Annotated in this window: 19 protein-coding genes and 1 pseudogene; 11 read left to right on the forward strand and 9 right to left on the reverse strand. The window is 71.5% G+C overall.

Translation table 11 applies throughout. The features are described from left to right. The first annotated feature begins 59 nt into the window (after nt 1-59). The gene (locus tag EJ357_RS20540) at nt 60-2,156 is read left to right on the forward strand and encodes a HelD family protein (RefSeq protein ID WP_126393075.1); all 2,097 of its coding nucleotides are present in this window, start codon (nt 60-62) and stop codon (nt 2,154-2,156) included. 48 nt (nt 2,157-2,204) lie between these two features. Here the strand turns inward: EJ357_RS20540 and EJ357_RS20545 are convergent, their stop codons facing one another. The 5 genes and pseudogenes from EJ357_RS20545 to EJ357_RS20565 all read right to left on the reverse strand — a co-directional run. Next, on the reverse strand, nt 2,205-2,489 hold the full coding sequence (locus EJ357_RS20545; protein WP_126393076.1) for a hypothetical protein: 285 nt from the start codon (nt 2,487-2,489) through the stop codon (nt 2,205-2,207). An 11-nt stretch (nt 2,490-2,500) separates the two neighbouring features. Further along, complete coding sequence (locus EJ357_RS20550) at nt 2,501-3,892, reverse strand: hypothetical protein (RefSeq protein ID WP_228473111.1); 1,392 nt, start codon at nt 3,890-3,892, stop codon at nt 2,501-2,503. After that, entirely contained in the window at nt 3,889-4,221 is a 333-nt protein-coding gene (locus EJ357_RS20555) for a hypothetical protein (RefSeq protein ID WP_126393077.1), read from the reverse strand. Before EJ357_RS20555 ends, EJ357_RS20550 begins: the two co-directional genes overlap by 4 nt. A gap of 159 nt (nt 4,222-4,380) precedes the next feature. Then, nucleotides 4,381-5,076, reverse strand: coding sequence for a copper homeostasis protein CutC (locus EJ357_RS20560; RefSeq protein ID WP_126393078.1), 696 nt, complete (start codon nt 5,074-5,076; stop codon nt 4,381-4,383). Between the two features lie 113 nt (nt 5,077-5,189). Then, nucleotides 5,190-5,583: pseudogene (locus tag EJ357_RS20565) on the reverse strand (maleylpyruvate isomerase family mycothiol-dependent enzyme); the annotation flags it as partial. A gap of 20 nt (nt 5,584-5,603) precedes the next feature. Here EJ357_RS20565 and EJ357_RS20570 point away from each other — a divergent pair. From EJ357_RS20570 to EJ357_RS20585, 4 genes are all read left to right on the forward strand, one after another. After that, nucleotides 5,604-6,281: an HD domain-containing protein gene (locus EJ357_RS20570; protein ID WP_126393079.1), complete on the forward strand. Its 678-nt coding sequence runs from the start codon at nt 5,604-5,606 to the stop codon at nt 6,279-6,281. Nucleotides 6,282-6,317: 36 nt separating this feature from the next. Then, on the forward strand, nt 6,318-7,445 hold the full coding sequence (locus tag EJ357_RS20575; RefSeq protein WP_126399714.1) for a GNAT family N-acetyltransferase: 1,128 nt from the start codon (nt 6,318-6,320) through the stop codon (nt 7,443-7,445). Nucleotides 7,446-7,509: 64 nt separating this feature from the next. After that, nucleotides 7,510-7,929, forward strand: a complete 420-nt coding sequence (locus tag EJ357_RS20580) for a PPOX class F420-dependent oxidoreductase (RefSeq protein ID WP_126393080.1) — start codon at nt 7,510-7,512, stop codon at nt 7,927-7,929. Between the two features lie 95 nt (nt 7,930-8,024). Continuing rightward, nucleotides 8,025-8,498 carry a carboxymuconolactone decarboxylase family protein gene (locus EJ357_RS20585; RefSeq protein WP_126393081.1) on the forward strand — a complete coding sequence of 158 codons (474 nt, stop codon included), beginning with the start codon at nt 8,025-8,027 and terminating at the stop codon, nt 8,496-8,498. A gap of 39 nt (nt 8,499-8,537) precedes the next feature. Here EJ357_RS20585 and EJ357_RS20590 read toward each other — a convergent pair whose 3' ends face one another. Together EJ357_RS20590 and EJ357_RS20595 are read right to left on the reverse strand one after the other, a co-directional pair. Continuing rightward, entirely contained in the window at nt 8,538-8,807 is a 270-nt protein-coding gene (locus EJ357_RS20590; protein WP_126393082.1) for a DUF4031 domain-containing protein, read from the reverse strand. A gap of 90 nt (nt 8,808-8,897) precedes the next feature. Beyond that, entirely contained in the window at nt 8,898-9,284 is a 387-nt protein-coding gene (locus tag EJ357_RS20595; RefSeq protein ID WP_126393083.1) for a hypothetical protein, read from the reverse strand. Nucleotides 9,285-9,339: 55 nt separating this feature from the next. Here EJ357_RS20595 and EJ357_RS20600 point away from each other — a divergent pair, with 55 nt between their 5' ends. The 6 genes from EJ357_RS20600 to EJ357_RS20625 all read left to right on the forward strand — a co-directional run bounded on the left by EJ357_RS20600 (nt 9,340) and on the right by EJ357_RS20625 (nt 15,294). After that, entirely contained in the window at nt 9,340-10,257 is a 918-nt protein-coding gene (locus EJ357_RS20600) for a MurR/RpiR family transcriptional regulator (protein WP_126393084.1), read from the forward strand. Nucleotides 10,258-10,396: 139 nt separating this feature from the next. Beyond that, entirely contained in the window at nt 10,397-11,332 is a 936-nt protein-coding gene (gene murQ / locus EJ357_RS20605) for an N-acetylmuramic acid 6-phosphate etherase (protein ID WP_126393085.1), read from the forward strand. A gap of 26 nt (nt 11,333-11,358) precedes the next feature. After that, complete coding sequence (locus EJ357_RS20610; protein WP_126393086.1) at nt 11,359-12,207, forward strand: aldo/keto reductase; 849 nt, start codon at nt 11,359-11,361, stop codon at nt 12,205-12,207. Nucleotides 12,208-12,300: 93 nt separating this feature from the next. Continuing rightward, on the forward strand, nt 12,301-13,104 hold the full coding sequence (locus EJ357_RS20615; RefSeq protein ID WP_126393087.1) for a hypothetical protein: 804 nt from the start codon (nt 12,301-12,303) through the stop codon (nt 13,102-13,104). Nucleotides 13,105-13,246: 142 nt separating this feature from the next. Further along, nucleotides 13,247-14,617: a cytochrome P450 gene (locus EJ357_RS20620; RefSeq protein ID WP_126393088.1), complete on the forward strand. Its 1,371-nt coding sequence runs from the start codon at nt 13,247-13,249 to the stop codon at nt 14,615-14,617. A gap of 122 nt (nt 14,618-14,739) precedes the next feature. Further along, the gene (locus tag EJ357_RS20625; protein WP_126393089.1) at nt 14,740-15,294 is read left to right on the forward strand and encodes a DinB family protein; all 555 of its coding nucleotides are present in this window, start codon (nt 14,740-14,742) and stop codon (nt 15,292-15,294) included. 42 nt (nt 15,295-15,336) lie between these two features. Here EJ357_RS20625 and EJ357_RS20630 read toward each other — a convergent pair whose 3' ends face one another. Together EJ357_RS20630 and EJ357_RS20635 are read right to left on the reverse strand one after the other, a co-directional pair. Beyond that, nucleotides 15,337-16,467 carry an FAD-dependent oxidoreductase gene (locus EJ357_RS20630; protein ID WP_126393090.1) on the reverse strand — a complete coding sequence of 377 codons (1,131 nt, stop codon included), beginning with the start codon at nt 16,465-16,467 and terminating at the stop codon, nt 15,337-15,339. Nucleotides 16,468-16,614: 147 nt separating this feature from the next. Further along, nucleotides 16,615-17,007: a hypothetical protein gene (locus tag EJ357_RS20635; RefSeq protein WP_126399717.1), complete on the reverse strand. Its 393-nt coding sequence runs from the start codon at nt 17,005-17,007 to the stop codon at nt 16,615-16,617. Nucleotides 17,008-17,026: the final 19 nt, after the last annotated feature.

The following is a 17,026-nucleotide window of genomic DNA, read 5'->3' on the forward strand; positions in this document are numbered from 1 at the left end:
CCGGTCGGCATCTCGCAGCGCCACCCCGACTCACTCGTAGGTCCTCCGGAGGCACCCCCTTGTCCACGCCCGTCGACGACCCGCTCGGCCCCCTCGATCCGGTCGACCCCCTCTCGAGAGAGCGCTCGCACCTCGCCGGCTCCCGCGCCGCCCTGCGCGCCATGCGGGAGGACGTCGAGGCCCTCGACATCAGCGACGTCACCGCGAACTGGGTCAACGCCGAAGTCCTCGCGCACCAGATCGACCTGCGCATCAAGGCCCTGGCCGACCTCAGCGACACTCCGCTGTTCTTCGGCCGGCTCGACTATCTGCACGCACCCGGCGTGGAGCGGGCGGAGGGAGCGGAGGGGGAGCGCCCGCGGCCGGAGGCCGCTTATCAGACACTGCACATCGGGCGGCGGCATGTGCACGACGCCGACGGGGACCCGATGGTGATCGACTGGCGGGCACCGGTGTCCCAGCCGTTCTACCGGGCCTCGAAGAAGAGCCCGATGGGCATCGCGCTGCGCCGCCGCTTCGGTTACACGGGCGGCGAGCTCACCGCGTACGAGGACGAGCACCTCTCCGACCCCGCCGAGGCCGCCCGGACCAGCAAGCTGCTCCAGCAGGAGATCGAGCGTCCGCGCGTCGGCCCGATGCGGGACATCGTGGCGACGATCCAGCCGGAGCAGGACGAGATCGTACGGTCCGGGCTCGGCGGCACCGTCTGTGTCCAGGGCGGCCCCGGCACCGGCAAGACGGCGGTGGGCCTGCACCGGGTCGCGTACCTGCTGTACGCCCACCGCGAGCGGCTCGCCCGCACCGGCACGCTCGTCATCGGGCCGAACAAGTCCTTCCTGCACTACATCGAGCAGGTGCTCCCGGCGCTGGGCGAGTTGACGGTCCGCCAGGCGACGGTGGACGACCTGGTCGCGCACGTCGAGGTGCGCGGCACGGACGACGCGGCGGCCGCGGTGGTCAAGGGCGACGCGAGGATGGCGGAGGTCTTGCGGCGGGCGGTCTACTCGCATGTGACCATGCCGACGGAGGCGGTGGTCGTCGTCCGCGGCTCACGGCGGTGGCGTGTCCCGGCGTACGAAGTCGAGGAGATCGTCCGCGAGTTGCTCGCCCGCGACATCCGCTACGGCGCCGCCCGCGAGGCCCTCCCGCAGCGCATCGCGCACGCCGTGCTGGTGCAGATGGAGCGGTCCGGCGAGGCGCCGGACGACCGGGTGCAGGACGCGGTGGCCCGCAACAGCGCGGTGAAGGCGGCCGTCAAGGTGATCTGGCCGCCTGTCGACCCGGCGAAACTGGTGCTGCGGCTGCTGTCGGACGCGGACTTCCTCGCCGTGCACGCGGACGGGGTGCTCGACGAGGACGAGCAGAAGACGATCCTGTGGGCGAAGCCGGCGCGATCGGTGAAGTCGGCGAAGTGGTCCGCCGCGGACGCGGTCCTGATCGACGAGGCGAACGACATCGTGGCCCGCACGCCCTCCCTCGGCCATGTCGTCCTCGACGAGGCGCAGGACCTCTCCCCCATGCAGTACCGGGCGGTTGGCCGCCGCTGCACGACCGGTTCGGCGACGGTCCTCGGCGACCTGGCGCAGGGCACGACCCCCTGGGCGACCCGCAGTTGGGGCGAGGCGCTGGCCCACCTCGGCAAGTCGGACGGCGTCATCGAGGAACTGACGGCAGGCTTCCGCGTCCCGACGGACGTCATCACCTACGCCTCCCGCCTCCTCCCCCACATCGCGCCGGGCCTGACTCCGGTGGCGTCGATCCGTGAGAACCCGGGGTTCTTCGAGGTCCGTACGGCGTCGGGGGCGGCCGAAGTCGTCGCCGCGTGCGAGGAGTTGCTGGGCAACGAGGGGTCGGTGGGGCTGATCGCCGCGGATGCGCGCATCCCGGAGCTCTCAGCGGCGCTGACCGCGGCGGGCATCACCTGCCTGGCCCCCGGCGAGGAGACGACCCACGAGACCCGTCTGACGCTGGTCCCGGCGTCGCTCGCGAAGGGCCTGGAGTACGACTACGTGGTCCTGGACGAGCCGCGGGCGGTGGTGGACGGCGAGCCGGACGAGCGGACCGGGCTCCGCCGGTTGTACGTCGCCCTGACACGGGCCGTGTCAGGGCTGATCGTGGTGCATGGGGCGCCGTTGCCGGCTCAGCTGGGCGGCTGACGGGGTGCCTGGTGGGCTTCGCCGCCGGGTGCGGGTGAGCCATCGCGGCTACCAGGCGTCGTACGCCACGTCCAGGTACAGATAGCGGACCACCGCAAGCACCGACAGTCCGAGTGGCAGCAGGTACCAGCCCCGCCTGAGCCATCCGGCGGTGACGGTCGGCCAGGTGAGCAGCAGGGCGAGCCCTCCGGTGCAGGCACCGAGGAGGGCACAGGTCCCCGCGCTGTCCAGGGTGTCGCGGTCCAGGCGGTACTGCGGCATGAAGTAGTAGGCCAGGGCCACCAGGCACAGCGCCAGGCCGTTGAGCGCCACCAGCACGGCGGCGCCGGCCATCGCACGTTTCCTCACCGCAGTGCCCGCCCGGCTTCGGCGCGGTGCGCCTCGAAGTCGTCGGCGTACGCCTGCGCCTGCTCGCCCTGGTAGTACGGGCCGCCGTTGTAGCGTGCGGCCAGCTCGCGGTACTGGGCTGCCGTCATCTGCTCGGCCGGTACGTCGGCGAACTCACTCTCCGCCTTGAGGTTCGCCAGGTACTTCGAGGCGATGAACAGGTTCTGCGCCGGGTCCTTCAGCGCTCCGCGGATCTCGTCGCGCTGGTCCTCGCTCAGCCGCTCCGGGTCGTAGCCCAGCACCTCCGCAGCACGCCGGATCTGCACGGCCATGGGACCGTACGAGGTGTTGTCCCGGTCGCCCGCCAGCGGTCCCGGCAGATAGTCGGGGACGACCGGGCTCGCCCAGCCCTCCGCCGCCTCCCGGACGGTCTCCGTCACGCTGTCCAGGACGTACGGCTTGCCGCCGACCTCCTTCAACGCGATCCCCGCGATCATGTCCGGGGGCAGACCGGTCTGCCGTGCCGCCGCGTTGATCAGTTCCTTGTTGTCGGCGATGAACTGGTCCCGGCCGCCGAATTCGTCCAGCAGCCAGAGGCTGTCGCCCTCGGGCAGGCTCTTGAGCTGGTTGCGGATGTCCTGCAGAGCGGGCGAGACGCGAGCGTCGCCGGCGCCCGGGAACGGGTTCTTGCGCAGGTCGCCGCCCGGCAGCCGGGTGTCGGCGTCCATCCTGGTGGCCTGGGCCGCCTCCTCGATCATCGGGGCGATCCAGCCGATGACGTCCTGACCGTCCTTGAAGTCGCCGCCCCGGAAGTCCGGCAGGTCGGCGTACGCCGTCCGCAGCCGCCCCAGGCAGTCCCGGCGTGCGTTCTCCTCAAGGGTCCGGGCACGGGAGAAGGCCGCCTCCGCCGCGCTGTACTCGCGCTCGGCGTCCTCCCGGATGGAGTCCGCGTCCACCCCTATCTCGGCGATCCAGTCGAGCAACCCCGTGGTCTCACGGATGTCCTCCCACCGCCGCATCGGTTCGGCGGCCTGCGCGGTACGGGTGATGGCCGTCGCCACCGAGGCGACCAGCGCGTCGAGGCGCGTCTCGTGGTGGATGCCGGTCTCCAGGTGCCGCTTGGCGTCCGTCACCGCGTCCGCGTATCCGAGCAGGGCGTTGCGCGCCTTCCCGAAGCCGTCGGACAGCCCCCGGACCAGGGAGGCGACCTGCACCAACCGCTCGTCGTAGGACTCCCGGTGCACGCTCTCCCACTTGGTTCCGTCCTTCGCCCGTTTCACCGGGTCCTCGACGGAGTCCAGCAGATCCCGCATGCGGGTGAACTCCTGGGCGTTGCGCTCGATCAGCGCGGGGTTGCAGTCCTCCAGGAACTCCACATCGGCGTGGTACGTCATGGTGGTCTCGGTCACCGGTCCTTCGGGGCCACATATCGGCCGTCAGTGAGAATGCGGTCCAGGTCGGCCTGGACCGTGCCGTTCACCTGTACATACGCCGAACCCGTGGCGCGCAGTTTCGTGGACAGCGCGGTCAGCAGGGTCACCAGGTCCTGGTACTGGTCGTCCGCGAAGCGCGCGAACTCGTCGACCTTCCGGCCGACTTCGGGATGCGAGCGGGGTGCGCGCGCCATCGTGCCGGCGTCTCCGTCGAGGCGGCCCGCATGGAGCAGGGACGCTATCTCCAGCAACAGGTGCGCGCTGCCGTCGATCGACGGCGTTTCAGCCGAGAATCCACTTGTCATCCGCAAATTGTGACAAGGCCATGCCACGCCCGTCCAGAAGGCGCCGCTCGGCGATCCCGGTACCCGCCCGAGCCGACGTCCTTCACGGCCGGGAAGCAGCTCCCCGCGCCCCCAAGGGCGTTGCGGCCGGCCTTGCCGGCCGACCTCGGGCGTGCCCGCCTACGCCTCCCCGTCCAGCACGGCCCGCCACTGCGCGACGGCCTCGACGGACACCGGCCCGTCCCACCCCCCGGGCCTCGCCGCGCCGCCGATGTGAAACGCGTCGATCCCGGCCGCCAGCAGCCCCGGCACATGGTCGAGCCGCAGCCCGCCCCCCACCAGAATCCGCTGCTCGTACCCGGGCTCCCCGCCCCGTGCCGCCTCCGCGAGCAACGTGGGAAGCCCGTCGTCCACCCCCGCCGCCGAACCGGCCGTGAGGTACGTGTCCAGTCCCGGCATCCCGTCCAGCTGCTTGCGCAGCGCGTCCCGGTCGGCGGACCGGTCGATGGCCCGGTGGAAGGTCCAGCGGCAGCCGTCCAGCGCGCCCACCACCCGCTCGACGGCCGCGAGGTCCAGCCCCCCGTCGGCGTCGAGGAACCCGAGCACGAACTCGTCGGCCCCGGCGCCCCGCATCTCGCGAACCGTCCGGACCAGCCGGTCGAGGTCCCCCGCCGCGAAACCGTCCGCGAGCCGCAGCATCACGCGCAGGTCGATGCCGACGGCGGCGCGGATCGCGGCGAAGGTCTCGACCGGCGGGGTCAGCCCGTCGGCCGCCATGTCGGTGACCAGTTCGAGCCGATCCGCACCCCCGGCCTGGGCGGCGACCGCGTCCTCGACCCCGAGGGCGATCACCTCCAGGACTGCACGCTTGCTCATGGGACCCCATTCCTCGGCATTCGACGGCGGCTACAGGTCTAGTCCAATCCCAGGGTACGGGTCGGAGCAGCCGTCGCGGAGGAGGCCCACCCACTTGGCGCGAATCGCGCGGGTCACCCGAGGATGTTCAGCACCCTCGCCTCCGCCCACGCCAGCCCGTACGACGCACTCTCCGCCGACCGGCCCGCACAGAGCCGTACGAGGGTGGCGGCGTCGCCGATGAAGCGCGCGGGCGGGCGCGGGCCGTCGGCTCGCCCAGGCGCAGGGGCTCGTCGGCGTCGTCCAGGTCGGCGCGGAGCGGGATGTGCCCCCGCTCCCGGGTCAGCCTCACCAGCAGCCGCAGCGCATCCGGCAGACCGGCCCCGGCATACGCCCCCGGCTCCCCCAGCACCTCCCGCACAACACCGGCGTGCACCCTCCCCCACTGCCTTAAAGGCGTGGGGGGACCCCCATCCCGAGCGCGATGCCGTCCAGCGCCCCGCCCGCCTCGGCGATCACCGGGCCGGCCGACCCGCAACAATGACGCCATGGCCGATCTCGACGCCCTGCGCACCCGCTTCGCCCAAGCCCTGACGGCAGCCCGCTCCGCCGCCGCATCCCCCGCCACCACCGAACCGGCCGCGCAACCGGCCCCCGACCCGACCCCGTACGCCGACAGCCTCCTCACCCGCTGGCAGGAACCGCAGCGCCACTACCACACGCTCACCCACCTCACCGCGGTCCTGGACCGTGTCGACGAGCTGGCCGGGCACGCCGACGATCCGGACGTCGTGCGCCTCGCCGCCTGGTTCCACGACGCCGTGTACCTGCCGGACCGGTCGGAGAACGAGGAGCGCTCCGCCCGTCTGGCCGAACGCGCCCTCCCGGAAGCCGGTGTCCCCGCGGAGCGGACCGCCGAGGTGGCCCGCCTCGTGCGCCTCACCACCACCCACGCCCCGGCGCCGGACGACCGCAACGGCCAGGTGCTGTGCGACGCCGACCTCGCGATCCTCGCCGCGCCGCCCTCCGCGTACGCCGCCTACACGGCCGCCGTCCGCGAGGAGTACCACTTCGTGCCGAACGACGCCTTCCGCGAGGGCCGCGCCGCGATCCTGCGCCAACTCCTCGCCCTGCCGAGCCTGTTCAGCACCCCGCACGGAAAGCAGAAGTGGGAGGCCACCGCCCGCTACAACCTCGCCGGCGAGCTGGAAATGCTGTCGCCCTGAACAGCCCCGGCCCGTAGCCTGCCGCACATGCGACACATGGGCGGGATCACCGGGGAACCAGGGGCACGGGTCGAACAAGCCGTCGCGGGGGCCGTGACGTTCCTGCGTTCGGCCGTGGACCGGGACTGGGCCGGGGTGCGGGCCGGGCGGCTGGACTGGAGTTGCCGGGACACGGCCGAGCACATCGCCGGTGATCTCATCGCGTACGCGGGGCAGTTGGCCGGACGGGCGCAGAACGCGTACGTCCCCTTCGATATCACCCTTGAGGAGGACGCCGACAACGAGGGCATCCTCCACGTCATCGAGACGACCGGCACCCTCCTCACCACCACCATCCGCACCACCCCCCGCGAGGTGCGCGCCTTCCACCCCTACCCCTTCCGCAGCGCGAACCGCGTGGGCTTCGCCGCGATGGGCGTCGCGGAGGTGCTGCTGCACACGCACGACATCGCCGAAGGGCTCGGCCTGAGGTACGAACCGGCCGCCGAGCTCGCCGAGTTCGTGCTCACGACGCTCTTCCCGCACATCCAGCCCGGCCCCACCCCCTGGACCACCCTGCTGTGGGCCACCGGCCGCGGTGATCTGCCCGGCCGCGCGCCCGTCACCGAGTGGCGCTGGCGCAACAACCTCGTCATCCCCACCGACCGCCTCACCCTCCAGGGCGTCACCCCCGCATCCGCCGCCGACCTCCGCACGGGCGGCGACGGCGGCTTCGAGTGGGTCGGGGGCGGGCCCTTCGAGGGGACACGGGAAGCCGCGGGGATGATGGTGAAGGCGTACGAGGAGGGGGTGCACCGGCCCGAATGGGGGCTGTTCGTCCTCGTCCGGCGCGAGGACGGCCGCGCGGTCGGCGGCATGGGCTTCCACGGCGTACCGGACGAGCAGGGCCACGCCGAGGTCGGCTACGACCTCGCCGAGGCCGCCCGCGGCCACGGCTACGCGACCGAGGCCCTGCGCGCACTCTCCGAACACGCCCTGGCCAGGGACGACGTACAGCTCCTCGTCGCGGCGATAGAGACCGACAACCTCCCGTCGCAGGGCGTCGCCACGCGCGCGGGGTACGTACGGGCGACCGTGGAGGAGGAGCGGACGGCGCAGGAGGAGCAGGACATGGACCGGACGCTTCAGCTGTACGTCCGCAGGGGGCGGCTCTCGGAGGCCTAGGCTTGCGGAATCGTCCCATCTCGGGGCGAATCGACCCCGCATCGCCGGAGGGAAACCGTCCGCCATGTCGTTCACCGACGAGGAGACCGCCTACCTGCAGGCGAACCCGCTCGCCCGGTTCGCCAGTCTCTGCGCGGACGGGCAGCCCGATGTGGTGCCGGTGGCCCTGGAGTTCGACGGCACGCACTTCTGGGTGGGCGGTCCGCGCGCGGAGGTGCTCCGCACCCGCAAGTTCCGCAACGTCGGGCACGGCCGCGACAAGGTGGCCTTCGTCGTGGACGACCTGATCTCCATCGAGCCGTTCATCGCCCGCGGCATCCGGGTGTACGGCGTCGCGGACGGGCCCGTGCGGCGGACGGGCATGGTGGGTCCCGGGCACTACCTGCGCATCACGCCGACCCTCTCGTGGAGCTGGAACCTGTCCGACCCTCCGCTGCCCTCCGGCGACTCCTGGTACCCCATGCACCGCACCACGCATGCGTGACCCACGTCACGTTCGAGGGGCCACGACTCACGTCACATCCCGCCGAGCCGATCCGTCATAGCTGTGTAACCGACGACAACGGCAGGGAGTTGGCCATGAGCGCCCGTCTGAACCTCTTCGAGAACCCGATCGCCGGCAAGGTCATCAAGCACTTCGCCTCGGCCGGGAAGGCGGTGCACGACTCGCCGCTGCCCCTCAGCACACAGCACCTGGTGACGCTCCGCGCCAGCCAGATCAACGGCTGCGGCTTCTGCACCGACATGCACAGCAAGGACGCGGTGGCCGCCGGCGAGGACTGGCTGCGCCTCAACCTCGTCGCGGCCTGGCGGGAGGCCACCTGTTTCAGCGAGGCCGAGCGCGCCGCCCTGGAACTCACGGAGGCGGGCACCCGGATCGCGGACGCGGCCGGCGGGGTCTCGGACGAGATCTGGGAGAACGCCGCCAAGCACTACGACGAGGAGCAGCTCGCCGCACTGGTGATCCTGATCGCCATGATCAACACCTACAACCGGCTGAACGTCATGATCCAGCAGCCCGCGGGGAGCTACCAGCCCGGTCAGTTCGCGTAACGGGGGGCGTGGGGCGAGGGGGCGTGGGGCGAGGGGGCGTCAGCCCAGTCCTCGCCCCTTCGGCCTGCGCAACCCCGACCCCTGCAACAGCCGCACCACCTCACGGCTGCTGACCTCCACGGCACCCGCGCGCACCGCGTCGGCGTACCGATGGGAGGGGATGTCGTAGTGGTCCCGCTCGAAGGCCCGGCGCGGCACGCCCATCTCCTCGGCGAACGTGTGCAGTTCGTCGTACGACACGTCGCTCACGAGGTGCGACCACATCCGCCCGTGTCCGGGCCAGGTCGGCGGGTCGATGTAGATCGTCACGGCGTCACGGCTTCCGTCGCGGCTCCTGTCAGGGCTTTGGCCGCGGTTCTTGGCGCGGCTTCCGTCTCACGGTTCTTGGCGCGGCTTCCGTCACGAGGCCGGCCCGCCGCCCGCGCCGGCGGATCCGAGCGCCCCCACCGCCGCGACCTTCACCCCCGCCTCGTGGCACACCCAGTGCGGATCGGGGCCCAGCTCCGGCTCGACGTCCAGCGCGTGCGGGTCTCCGGAACGGCACACCGGACACAGCGGCCAGCGGCCGTACTTGTCGAGCAGCGCGTCCTGCACGTCCTGGGCGACGAGCCCGGCCACGTACGCCACGCCGTCCGGCCACTGCTCCACCCACCAGCGCCGCTGTACGACCGACTCCTCGACCAGCGAGACGACGTCCGCCTCGGCGACCTCGCCCGCGACCAGGTCGGCGAGTACGAGGGCGCGGGCCGTGTGCAGCGCCTGCTCCAGCGGACTGATGGGTTCCATGGTCCCATTGTGCGCACTCTTGACCACGACGCCGAGCCGAAAATATCTTTCATCTGTGACCCGGGATGTGAAGGAAAGTTTCGGCAGCGGCCCTGGCGGACCCCCGCCCGCGCCCGCCGCCCTCGCGGCCAAGGTGCGCACGCTCGCCCCGTCGATGACCCGCTCCATGCAGCGCGTCGCCGAAGCGGTCGCGAACGACCCGGCGGGCTGCTCGGCCCTCACCGTCACCGGCCTCGCCGAACACACCGGCACCAGCGAGGCCACCGTCGTGCGCACCGCCCGCCTCCTCGGCTACCCCGGCTACCGCGACCTGCGCCTCGCCCTCGCCGGCCTCGCCGCCCAGCAGCAGTCGGGCCGCGCCCCGGCCATCACCACCGACATCGCGGTGGACGACCCGATCGCGGACGTGGTCGCCAAGCTCGCCTACGACGAGCAGCAGACCCTCGCCGACACGGCCGCCGGGCTCGACACGGGCCAGCTGGGAGCGGCGGTGTCGGCCGCCGCCGTCGCCCGCCGTATCGATGTGTACGGCGTCGGCGCGTCCGGTCTGGTCGCCCAGGATCTCGCGCAGAAGCTGCTGCGGATAGGGCTGATAGCCCATGCGCACAGCGATCCGCATCTCGCCGTGACGAACGCGGTGCAGTTGCGGGCGGGTGACGTGGCGATCGCGATCACGCATTCCGGGTCGACGGGGGATGTCATCGAGCCGTTGCGGGTCGCCTTCGAGCACGGGGCCACGACGGTTGCCATCACCGGGCGGCCGGACGGGGCGGTGACGCAGTACGCCGATCACATCCTTACGACGTCCACGGCTCGGGAGAGTGAGTTGCGGCCCGCGGCGATGTCGTCGCGGACCAGTCAGTTGCTGGTGGTGGACTGTTTGTTCGTGGGGGTTGCCCAGCGGACGTATGAGACGGCGGCGCCTGCGCTTGCCGCGTCTTACGAGGCGCTGGCGCATCGGCATCGTAGATAGACCGTAGGTCCGACTGTTGTGGGTTGTCTGCGGGTCCGTTGTGGCTGGTCGCGCCCACGTGGCGGAGCGGCACATCGACACAGCCCCGCGCCCCTTGGGTCGGACAGCACACCGGAAACTGGAAAGAGCGGCCTCCCTCATGACCTCTACATCCAACCCCCGTGATCTCCGGGCCGAGTTGGAGGCACTGACCACTGAAGCCTTCCGTCCCGAGCTCGCCGAGATCGATCAGCTGCCCACCCTCGACATCGCCCGGCTCATGAACGGCGAGGACGCGGCCGTCCCCACCGCCGTCGCGCAGCGCCTCCCCGAGATCGCCGCCGCCATCGACGCCATCGCGGAGCGGATGGGCCGGGGCGGGCGTCTGGTGTACGCCGGTGCGGGTACCGCCGGCCGGCTCGGCGTGCTCGATGCCTCCGAGTGCCCGCCCACCTTCAACACCGACCCGGACCAGGTCGTCGGGCTCATCGCGGGTGGGCCGGAGGCCATGGTGACCTCCGTCGAAGGCGCCGAGGACTCCGCGGCGCTGGCCCGGGCCGATCTCGACGCCCTCCGGCTCACCCCAGCCGACACGGTCGTCGGTATCTCCGCGTCCGGGCGGACCCCGTACGCGATCGGCGCGGTCGAACACGCCCGGGCGCAAGGCGCGTTGACGGTCGGGCTGTCCTGCAACCCGGGCAGCGCCCTCGCCGCGGCGGCCGAGCACGGCATCGAGATCGTCGTGGGACCGGAGCTGCTGACCGGCTCGACCCGGCTGAAGGCCGGCACCGCGCAGAAGCTGGTCCTCAACATGCTGTCGACGATCACGATGATCCGCCTGGGCAAGACGTACGGGAACCTGATGGTCGACGTCCGCGCCTCCAACGACAAGCTGCGCGCCCGCTCCCGCCGTATCGTCGCCCTGGCCACCGGCGCGGCCGACGCCGACATCGAGCGGGCCCTGACCGAGGCGGGCGGCGAGGTGAAGACGGCGATCCTGGTGCTGCTGGCGGAGGTGGACGGACCCACGGCGACGAGGCTGCTGTCCGAGGCCGACGGCCACCTTCGGGCGGCGCTCAAAACGGCGGGCGGCTGAGTCAACTCCGTTGTTAGCGTGCCCGTATGACGGCAGCTACGACGTTCCGTATCGGCGGCGATCTGGAAGTACGACGGCTCGGGTTCGGGGCCATGCACCTGCGGCCCGGATCCGCCGAGGAGCGCGCGGCCTGCGTCGCGGTCGCCCGGCGCGCGGTCGAACTGGGCGTCACGCTGGTCGACACCGCGCACCTGTACGGCTGGGGAGCGAACGAGGATCTCCTCGCCGAGGCCCTGCACCCGTACCCGGAAGGGCTCGTGATCGCCACGAAGGTCGGCATCCGGCACACGACGTCCGGTGAGGGCTGGCGGCACGCGGGCGCGCCGGACGATCTGCGCGGGCAGGTCGACGAGGCTCTGCGCCGGCTGCGCCTGGACCGTATCGAGCTGCTCCAGCTCCACCGCCTCGACCCGGACGTACCGCTCCCCGACCAGCTCGGCGCCCTTCGCGACCTGCGCGACGAGGGCAAGATCGGCCGGATCGGCCTGTCGGAGGTGACCGCCGACGAGCTGGCCGAGGCGCGGGCCGTCGTGGAGATCGCGAGCGTCCAGAACCGGTACAACCTCCTCGACCGTGAGCACGAACCCGTGCTGAAGGCCTGTGAGGCGGCGGGCATCGCCTTCCTGCCGTGGCGGCCGGCGGCGGCGGGCGCGTCCGGGGGGAGGTCGGCGGAGATCACCGCGGTGGCGGCGGAACTCGGCGCCACGCCCACCCAGGTCGCTCTCGCCTGGCTCCTCGCCCACTCCCCGGTGATCCTGCCGATTCCGGGGACGTCGAGCGTCGCGCACCTGGAGGAGAACCTCGGGGCGGACGCCGTACGGCTGGGGCGGGAGCAGTACGAACGTCTGAGTCGCGCCGCCACAGAAACCCCGTAGGTCGCGCACAACCCTGCCCCGGTCACGTTGGTCTTTCGTGCGTGAGCTCCGCGCCGCAACCGGGCGCGGAGCGTTGAGCACGGGAGATACACCATGTCAGCCACAGCCATTCGTCGTTCCGTCCTGGCCGCTTCCGCGGTCTCCCTCGCCCTTCTGGTCACCGCCTGCGGTGGCGGCGAGGAGGCGGGCGGTCAGAAGGAGACGAAGGGCGGCAGCCAGTCCGAGCAGTCGGCGGCGAAGGCGCTCACCGCCGCCGAACTGGAGAAGCTCGTCGTCGCCAAGGGCGATGTCGAGGGCCACAAGATCACGGTGCCGGGGAAGGACGACACCTTCGAGCCCGGTGCCGTGTCCGTCGAGAAGGCCGAGTGCGAGCCCGTCGGCCAGGCGATGTCGGCCCTGCCGGCGAGCAAGCCGGCGTCGAGCGTCCAGCGGCTCGTGGTCCAGGAGCCCGACGCGGCCAAGAAGGACATGCCCTCGATCGAGGAGCTCGCGAAGATGACGGAGGAGGAGGCCGAGCAGGCGACGCTCGACTCGCTCGACATCACCAAGACGATGACCTCCCTCTGGTCCTACGAGGCCGACGGCGCCGAGCAGACCCTCGCCACGCTGCGCGAGGCGGGCAAGAAGTGCGCCGGTGGCTTCTCCATGACGCTCGACGGGGAGAAGCAGCAGGTCACCAAGGTCACCGAGGAGAAGCTCTCGGCGGGCGAGGACGCCGTCGCCTGGACGGTGGCGACGAAGACGGGCGGCACCCCCGCCGAGACCAAGGTCGTCGTCTTCCGGCAGGGCACCACGCTCGCGGGATTCTCGTCCTTCAACATCGCGGCGGTCACCCGGGGCGACGCGTACGAGCAGCCGACCGCCGTCATCGAGGCGCAGGCGGCCAAGCTCGGCTGACCGGAGGCCGGGTGGGACTGGCTTCCCCCTCCCACCCGGCCGGCTCGTCCCACGTGGCGCAGGACACGTTCGCTACGGGATTGCGTTGGGGAAGAGTCAGGGAAGTCATAGGGCGCCCATGATTGCCGAGAAGGGATGACCCGTGACGTCCACTGCGCCTCCCCCCATACCTCGGGCCGCAGGATCGTTTCCGCTGATCGGCCACGCCCTGAAGATGCGCGACAACCTGGGCTTCATCGCCTCGCTGCGCGAGACACGGGAACCGCTGATCGAGATCGTCCTGCAACCCGGCACGCGGACCGTCGTGGTGCAGGACCCCGCCCTGATCCACCAGATGCTCAAGGCGCTCGCCCCGAGCCTCGACAAGGGCCGGCTCTACGACAAGTTCAGCCAGTTGCTGGGCGACAGTGTCGTCACCGCCGCCGGCCGGCCCCACGTACGCAAGCGCCGCCAGCTGCAACCGGCCTTCGCCCACACAGAGATCAGCCGCTACGTCGACACCATGCGCGCCGAGGTGACGGCCGCGGTCGCCGGCTGGGAGCCCGGGCAGCCCCTCGACGTGCGCGAGGCGATGGTCCGGCTCAGCCTCGACATGCTGGCGAAGACGGTGTTCTCCGGCAGCCTGGACGAGGCCACCTTCCGCCGGTTGCGCACCGACCTGTCGGTGCTGATGAACGGCGTCGGCACCCGCATCATGCTGCCCGACTGGGTGGAGCGGCTGCCGCTGCCCTTCAATCGCCGCTTCGACCAGGCCTGTGACGGCGTACGCGCCACCATCAACACCGCCGTCGACGAGCTTCAGACCTCCGGGCACGACACCGGGGACATGCTGTCCATGCTGCTGCGCGCCAAGGACGAGGAGACCGGCGAACCGCTGACCGGAGATCAGATCTGCTCCGAGATTCTCACCCTGGCCGTGGCGGGCACCGAGACCACCGCGTCCGTCCTGTCCTGGACCCTGTACGAACTCGCCCGCAACCCCGGCATCGAATCCCGTGTCCTGGCCGAACTGGACGAAGTCCTCGGCGAACGGCCGGTCACCCTCGACGACGTGGCCCGCCTGCCGTACCTGAACCGCGTGATCACCGAGGCCCTGCGGCTGCACCACCCCGGCTGGCTCGTCACCCGCCGCACCATCACCGAGACCCGGCTCGGCGAGTGGACCCTGCCCGCGGGCACCGAACTCGCCTACTGCCAGCAGGCCCTGCACCGCGACCCCGAGCTCTACCCCGACCCGCTCACCTTCGACCCGGACCGGTGGGACGGCACCGCGGCGACGCCTCCGCCGGGCGCGTTCCTGCCCTTCGGGGAAGGAAAGCACAAGTGCATGGGAGACCGCCTCGCCCTCACCGAGATGACCACGGCGCTCGCGACCATCCTGCGGTCGGTGCGGCTGGAACTCGCCGAGGGCCAGGTTGTCCGCCCCGTCGCCCGGCTCACCGTACGGCCGCGCAACCTGCGGATGACCGTCCGCCCGCGCAGCCGTACCGAGCAGAGGTCGACGGTGGCCTGAACCGACACACCATTGATGTGCCGGGCCATTGAGGTCAGAATCTGACCTCAATGGCTCCTAGCGTGGGTCTCGACCGACGGAGCGGAAATCCGTCGGCACAGACATCCATGGAGGCCGAGACCATGCAGAACGCCACGCACGACGCCGCGCAGGACACCGCCACCACCGTCACCGACGAGCGCGCCGACCTTCTCGAAGCACTGGCCAAGCACCGCCACTTCCTGCGCTTCACCACCCGCGACCTCACCGACGAGCAGGCCGGGCGGCGGACCACCGCCAGCGAGTTGTGTCTCGGCGGCCTGATCAAGCATGTCGCTTCGGTGGAACGGAGCTGGGCGGACTTCATTCAGCACGGTCCGTCGGCCATGCCCGACTTCACCGCGATGACCGAGGCCGACTTCGCCAAGCGCGCCGACGAGTTCCGCATGCTGCCCGGCGACACGCTGGACGCCGTACTGGCCGAGTACGACGAAGTGGCCCGCCAAACCGACGAGTTGGTCGCCACCCTGCCCGACCTGAACAGGGCCCACCCGCTGCCCAAGGCCCCCTGGAACGAGCCCGGCGTCCAATGGTCGGCCCGCAGGGTCCTGCTGCACATCATCGCCGAGACCGCCCAGCACGCCGGTCACGCCGACATCCTCCGGGAGTCCCTGGACGGCGCGAAGAGCATGGGCTGACCCGGCCTCGGGGCGGTTCGGGGCTCGATCGGTTTCTCCGGTTCACCGGCGCTCCTCGGTGAACATCTCGATCAGGCCCTGAGCCGTGTTGTTCTCGGAGGCGATCCCCTGCACCTCTACACCTTCATAGGTGACCGCCTCGGCGCTGCGGGGGAACATCGCCTGCTCGTACGCGGTGAGCGCGGCCTCGACGTCGTCCGGGTGCGCGGCGAGGGCCTTGCCGAGTTCGGCGCCGTCGAGCATGGCCAGGTTGGCGCCCTCGCCGTTGGGGACCGCGAGGTGGGCGGCGTCGCCGAGCAGCGTCACCCCCGGCACGCGGTCCCACCGGAGCCCGGTCGGCAGAGCGTAGTGAGGGCGCAGGACCGGTGCGGTGTCGCCGTCGGTGATCAGCGCGGTGAGTTCCGGCGCCCAGCCCTCGAACTCCGCCGCGATCCGCGCGGTGGCCGCGGCGGCATCGGTGAAGTCGACGGCGGCGAACCAGTCCAGCGGCCTGGACAGCATCACGTAGGCGTGCAGGGTGTCGCCGCTCTCCCGGTGGGCGAAGATCTCCTTGCCCGGCGAGGGCGCGATCATCGCCCCGCCGCCGACGGCCTTCGCGGCCTCTGGGTGCCGGGTGTCGGAGTCGAACAGGTAGGTCTCGACGGCCGACGTACCGGCGTACTCGGGTGCGGCGGCGGACAGCAGCGGCCGCACCCGCGACCACGCGCCGTCCGCGCCGACCAGCAGCCTCGTGACGACGGTGCCGCCGTCGGCGAACGTCACCTCGTGACGCCCCTCACCGAGGGCACGGGTGCCGCTGACCTTGTGCCCCCACCGGACGGTGCCGTCCGGGAGCGAGTCGAGCAGGATCTGCCGCAGTTCGCCGCGCTGCACCTCGGGGCGTCCGCCCGTGCCGTCGTCGCCCTGCTCGAACATGACGGTCCCGTCCGGGTCGAGGACCCGCATCGCCTGCCGCCCCTCCAGGACGATGGCACGGAACTCCTCCATCAGACCGGCCGCCTCGAGTGCGAGCTGCCCGTTGTAGTCGTGGATGTCGAGCATCCCGCCCTGCGTGCGCGCCGCCGGGGAGGCCTCGGACTCGTAGACGGTGACCGGGATGCCGTGGACGTGCAGGACACGGGCCAGCGTGAGTCCGCCGAGTCCGGCGCCGATGATCGTGACAGGGGTGTGCATGGTGGCTCCTCGGGATCGGGGCCGCCCGGTGAACCCCGGCCGGCCGTCTCCGGAACCGTGCAGGACCCCGCTTACAAGCCACCGACAACGGACCGACAGCCACCGACAGCGGACCGACACGACTCAACGACTCAACGACTCAACGACTCAACAGGGCATACGGCCCTCCCGGTTGACGGCCTGAACCTGCTCCCGCAACACCTCCGCACGCGACGCGACCTGCACGGCATCAGGCGGACAGTCCCACTCCCGCCCACCCCCGACGGGCCGCAACTGCACCTTGCCGCCCACATGCCCCCTGACCTCGCCGATACGCCCGTCCCGCGCGTCCACGGCATGACTCCCGACGACCGGCCGCTCCCCACGCACCACGGAGGCCAGCTTCTCCGCGACACGGACGTTGCAGCGCCCGAGGTCGACGAGCGGGAACGGCTCGTCACCGGCGCCGGTCACCGGATCCACGCACAGGGAGGGCAGGACGACGCCGGCCCCCACCAGGGCCTCCCTCAGGGACATCACGACTTCCTCGGTCGACCGCACACTTGCCTCCACATCCACG

The sequence above is a fragment of the Streptomyces cyaneochromogenes genome, from assembly GCF_003963535.1.
GTDB lineage: Bacteria > Actinomycetota > Actinomycetes > Streptomycetales > Streptomycetaceae > Streptomyces > Streptomyces shaanxiensis.